General features: G+C 38.4%; 5 protein-coding genes. All 5 read right to left on the bottom strand.

What is annotated here, in order from left to right:
• Positions 1 to 1,833 (bottom strand): coiled-coil domain-containing protein (locus tag NYG85_RS11735; RefSeq protein WP_284938837.1); only part of this gene is annotated, 1,833 nt, incomplete at its 3' end.
• Positions 1,830 to 1,979 carry a hypothetical protein gene (locus NYG85_RS11730; RefSeq protein ID WP_284938836.1) on the bottom strand — a complete coding sequence of 50 codons (150 nt, stop codon included), beginning with the start codon at positions 1,977 to 1,979 and terminating at the stop codon, positions 1,830 to 1,832. The genes NYG85_RS11730 and NYG85_RS11735, both read right to left, overlap by 4 nt.
• On the bottom strand, positions 1,960 to 2,358 hold the full coding sequence (locus NYG85_RS11725; RefSeq protein WP_284938834.1) for a hypothetical protein: 399 nt from the start codon (positions 2,356 to 2,358) through the stop codon (positions 1,960 to 1,962). The genes NYG85_RS11730 and NYG85_RS11725 overlap by 20 nt, the downstream gene beginning before the upstream one ends.
• A 1-nt stretch (position 2,359) precedes the next feature.
• The gene (locus NYG85_RS11720; protein WP_284938832.1) at positions 2,360 to 3,346 is read right to left on the bottom strand and encodes an SU10 major capsid protein; all 987 of its coding nucleotides are present in this window, start codon (positions 3,344 to 3,346) and stop codon (positions 2,360 to 2,362) included.
• 119 nt (positions 3,347 to 3,465) lie between these two features.
• Positions 3,466 to 4,615, bottom strand: a 1,150-nt coding sequence (locus tag NYG85_RS11715; RefSeq protein ID WP_489752960.1) for a putative barnase/colicin E5 family endoribonuclease, incomplete at its 5' end; no start/stop codon positions are given.

Below are 4,615 nucleotides of genomic sequence, written 5' to 3'. Positions count from 1 at the left end.
TGTGTTTGGTGGCAAAGTGCACAGATAAAGCGTAGTTGTGGCATTTGTTTCAGTGGCTATGGCTAGGTTATTCTTTTTAAATACGCATTTAAAGCAATATATTTGCGTTCCACTACAAGTTCTTACCGCTTTTATGCAGTTTTGCAGGGTTGGTTGGTGTAATAAAACATAAGCTAAATCATAAGCATTTATGCCGATACTACACATATTAAACTCGGTAAGTGCATTGCCAAAATAAACATAAGAGGCGTTTTGACAACGAATGGCTTCGTTTAAATTTTCAAACTTACACTTATCAAAAACAATGCCTTGACTAAAACCTGAAATTCTTATGCCGTTTGTATTTACGCTATTAGTTGCAGCAGCTGTTGGTCTAGCCCCACTATTTGGTAGCCATCTACCTTTAAATGTAATGCCATAAAATAATGGTACTTTTGTGCCTAAATCAAAGAAAAATAAAAAGTGATTAGCTGGTAAATTAGGTCCTGCTATAATTTTAAAGCCATTATCTGCTGTCGTTCTGCCACCATAAATCCTAAGAAATGATAAATCACAACAATTAATATATATTTGCTGATTTATCACTATGTCGCTTGTAAGATGAAGCTGGATATATCTATCAGTATGTGTAGCTTTGCGGTATTTAAGTGCTTCGGTAAAGACGGCATTAAAATCTGTAAAATGCTTAACTGCTCCTTCTTTTTGCGTAGCTCCTATGCTCCAAATGATATGGTTTGCAAAGGGAGTTCGTTTTTCTGCGTTATATGTTGCTGCGTCTAACTTGGTGTTTAGCTCGGTTTTGGTAGCAAATGTTGGTTTATCGGTGGTGTAAGTTGCTAGTGGTAGCTTGGTGTTATCAGCGATTGTGATGTCTCTTGTTCCGTCAAAGGCGACGCCGTTAATGGTTCTTGCATATTCTAGCTTTGAGGCACTGACGGCGTTTTCCGTTTTGCCTAGTTTGGTTGTAATATGTTCTGAAAATAGAGTAATCTTTGCGTCAATTATATCTCTTGTTACTTCTTGCATTATTTGAGCTTTTGCTGTGTTTATGGCGTTAGTTGTGTAGTCTTGTGCCGAGCTTAGCACTGCTTGATTTTTTTTAATTATCTCATCTGCGATTTTTGACGAGCTGTATGTTTTGTTTGTTTTTGTTTGTGCGTCATCTATAAAACCACTACTTACCACGCTTTGGATATTTCTTATCTGCTCTAAGCCTTGCGTAATATCGGTGTTTTTTGTGTCAAGCTCCCTTAATAACTCGCTACCTTTTGTGTCAAGTTGTGCTAATTTTGCATTAACTTCATCGGCTTTTAAACCATAATCTAGCTTTGATTTTTCATATTCACGCTTTGCGTTGTTGTAGTCTTGCGTTAGTGTTGGTAAATTATTGCCTAGATTTTCATAAACTGCGAAATTTACATTAAATCGCTGTAATTTTTCGCCAAAATCGGCGATTTTTTGACTAATCTCGCCCTTTTGGGCGGTTAGATTATCACGTGCTAAAAATATCTCGTTTTGTATGCTCGTAGCTGTTTGCTTTAAAGCGTTTAGCTCGTTTTTTAGTGGGTCTATTGTGCTAAAAATGCTATTTATGGCTTGAAATTTTAAATCGGCTTGTGTTTGGCTATTTTCAACTTGTGCCTTTATCGTTTCAACGGCTAGTTTTGCGGAGTTTATGTTTTTCTCGGCTTCTTTTATATCCGCTCCTAGCTGTTTAACCTCTCTTAAATCTAAAATTTCAAAAGCACGTTTTAGCTCATCAATTTGCACGAGGACAACATTAAGAGCTTCTAATTTCTCCTCTGCTAATTTTAGGCTGTAAATATCTATCATTTAACCTCTCCTCTAAAAACAAAAGGCATTATTTCGCTTCTATCATCCATTGCTCTATAAGCAAATTGCCTTATGTCCCATAAATCCTTTGCCATTTTTAAAAATAGCTCATATAAATTTATGGCGTTAATTTTTTCTAATATCATCAATGTCTTTGCCCTCGTTTGCGTTATAATCTGCTATGATTTCTAATGCTCGTGTTTTAAAAAACGGCTCTTTATTAAGCAAATAAAGCGTTTCATAAAGCACGGCGTAAGCTAAGTCCTCGTTTATATCAATATGCTTATATGGCTCTCCTAAAAAATCAGGAGTTTTTGGCATTCTAATAAAACACTCATTGCCTACGTTTCTAAAAACCTGCATATTTGGCGATTTGTAGCGTTCTAATAGGTCGCTAGGGACACACTTTGAGGCGACTGATAAAATCGCTTCAACGACTAAATCGCCTAACATATCAGGCTCGGGGAGTTTTATTCCCCCTTTGTTTTTTAGCTCCATAAGCCGTAAAAACCTAGCTGCTAACACTTTAAGCCTTTAAGCCAACTCCGATAGCAAAAGCGTCAGGCACTCTTACTTCTAGGCTACACTCTGTGTAATAGCGTTTTTGTTTTGCTGTTTTGCTGGTTGCCACGTCCTCAATGGTCGTAGGGATTAAAAGTCCGTTTTTAGCGTATGAGAAGTCCCCAGCGATTAGGACGTCATCAAGTCCGTATTTTTTACTTAAAAAGCGGTGCATTCTAAAATTTACCTTGCCAAAATCCGTTTCAAGTGTAACCACTCTCGTGTTTATAGCTTTATCGTTGCCAAATTGCCTAGTTGCGATTTTATTTATCGCTTTTTTTAGTGTTGCTCCGATAAATACGTCCTTTGGTGTAGCTCCACTATCCCAGATTTGCTGTAAAATTTGGCTTAGCTCGTTTTCGGTTAATGGTGTTGCTGCGCCTTGCCAGTTGCCAGTGCTATCAAAGGCTAAAACATTGCCACGCTTACCACTGCTAAACGCCCCCACGCCCTTTGCTACGTAATGAAATAGTCCCGCCATTTCAGCAGCACTGCTATCAGTCCTTGCCGTTGGCTCTTTAAACACTGAAAGCTTTACGTTGCTATCTCTGCCAAGTCCTAAAAGGGCGTATTCTATATCTAACTTATGCTCTTTGGCTGCTTTTGAAATTTCGTGTTCTAGCTCTTTACCGCCATAGGTTTTAACCGCTTGCATTGTCTTTGAGACCATAACTTCGGTCGTAAAAATCTGCGTGTTGTTTGATAGCTCTTGCTTTGTGCTTTTTTTAGCGCCCGTAAAATCTGAAATTTCAAGTTGTGCGTTTTTCTTTGGCTCGGCTAGGGTGTCGGTTATCCAGCTGTGCTTTGTGCTTGTGACCTTTGAGCCTTGTCCCATTAAAGTAAGCAGGGGAGTTTCATCTGCTCCTATTAATAGGACTTTATCATAAACTGAGGGTGCTAACCCAACTCTGCTCGTTGCTGGTGTTTGAAATCCAGTTGAAGTAATTGCCATTTTTTGTATCCTTTTTTGTAAAATATGGCTTAATTTATCAAAAAGGGCACTCCAAAAACTAGCCCATTTTTGGAGTATTTGATATTTTTGTCAAACTACCAAGAAAATCTTGGCAGTTCTTACCTTAAATTTCGCTCTAACTCTTTAAGCTCACTATCTCTGCCACTTCTTAGCATTGTGCCTAAAAGTTCAGGGTTAGTTTGTGCCATTTTTGGGTATTTATTAGCGTATCCCATAAACTTCTTATAAAGATTTGGAGCTGATTTTTTAAGCCCAGCACTTGCTAATTTTGCCCCAACAGCCCCACCAAAAAAGCCCTTTATGAAGTCATCAAAGTTAAGGCTAACGTCGCCGTTTTCATCACGACTAACGCCGTTTAAAGCTCCGCCAAAAAGCCCTCCACCGATAACTGGGTGTGAGAATGGGATAAAATCATCGCTATTTTTTAAAGAAACTTCGCCTTTGGCTTCGTTTTGTGGTATAATATTATCGGCGGTTGAGGCAGGTGTCTTTGCCTCTTTAATTTCAGCATAAGCAGAAATGGTCTTGCTGTCGCCGCTACCATTCTTAAAATTTTTCTTTTCATACGCTGTTATAACCCACTCATTTTCGCCATTGCCGTGCCACCCTTTGCTTAATCCAACCGCATAAACCTTATCTTTGTTGTTATAAAGTATCGTTTTTACGCCGTTTTTATCTGCCACTTCGCCATTTTTGATTATCTCATTTAGTCCATTTGCTAGTTTTTCATAAGGTGTAACCCCGTTAAACTCCACAAAGTCGCCTAAATGCTTTTTTGCGATTTTTTCTAGCCCAAAGCCGTTTAGCTCATCGTTAGTTTTACCCCAAACCAAATCAATATCGCCTAAGCCGTATTTATAAAAAGCCCCAGCTACTTGCCCTTGTTTTTCAATTAAAAGCTTTTTAACCGCTCCTTTGCCGTCGTGATAATACTCTGCGTAATTAGTGCCAAACTCTTTAATAGGAGTTATGTTGTATTCTTTTTCTATTATAGCTCTTAGCTCTGCCCTTTGCGTATCGGTTAATTTTTTACCGCTAAAATGCGACCTTAGCTGTGCCTTTGCACTCTGTGCACTCTCTTTTTTCGGTATCGCTTCATCTGCTACTTTGGCTAAATTTTGCGGTATTTCATCATCAAAAGGATTAAAAAGTTTGTAATCATAGCCTAAATACTCACTAGCTTCTAAATCATCTTTTAGCCTTTGTAATTGCTCTAAACTCGCCGTGCCTTTTTTTATTTGTGCGACG

Source organism: Campylobacter gastrosuis, assembly GCF_030249845.1.
Lineage (GTDB): Bacteria > Campylobacterota > Campylobacteria > Campylobacterales > Campylobacteraceae > Campylobacter_A > Campylobacter_A gastrosuis.
Note: the sequence above shows the minus strand (reverse complement) of the source record. Positions and strands in the feature narration are given on the sequence as shown.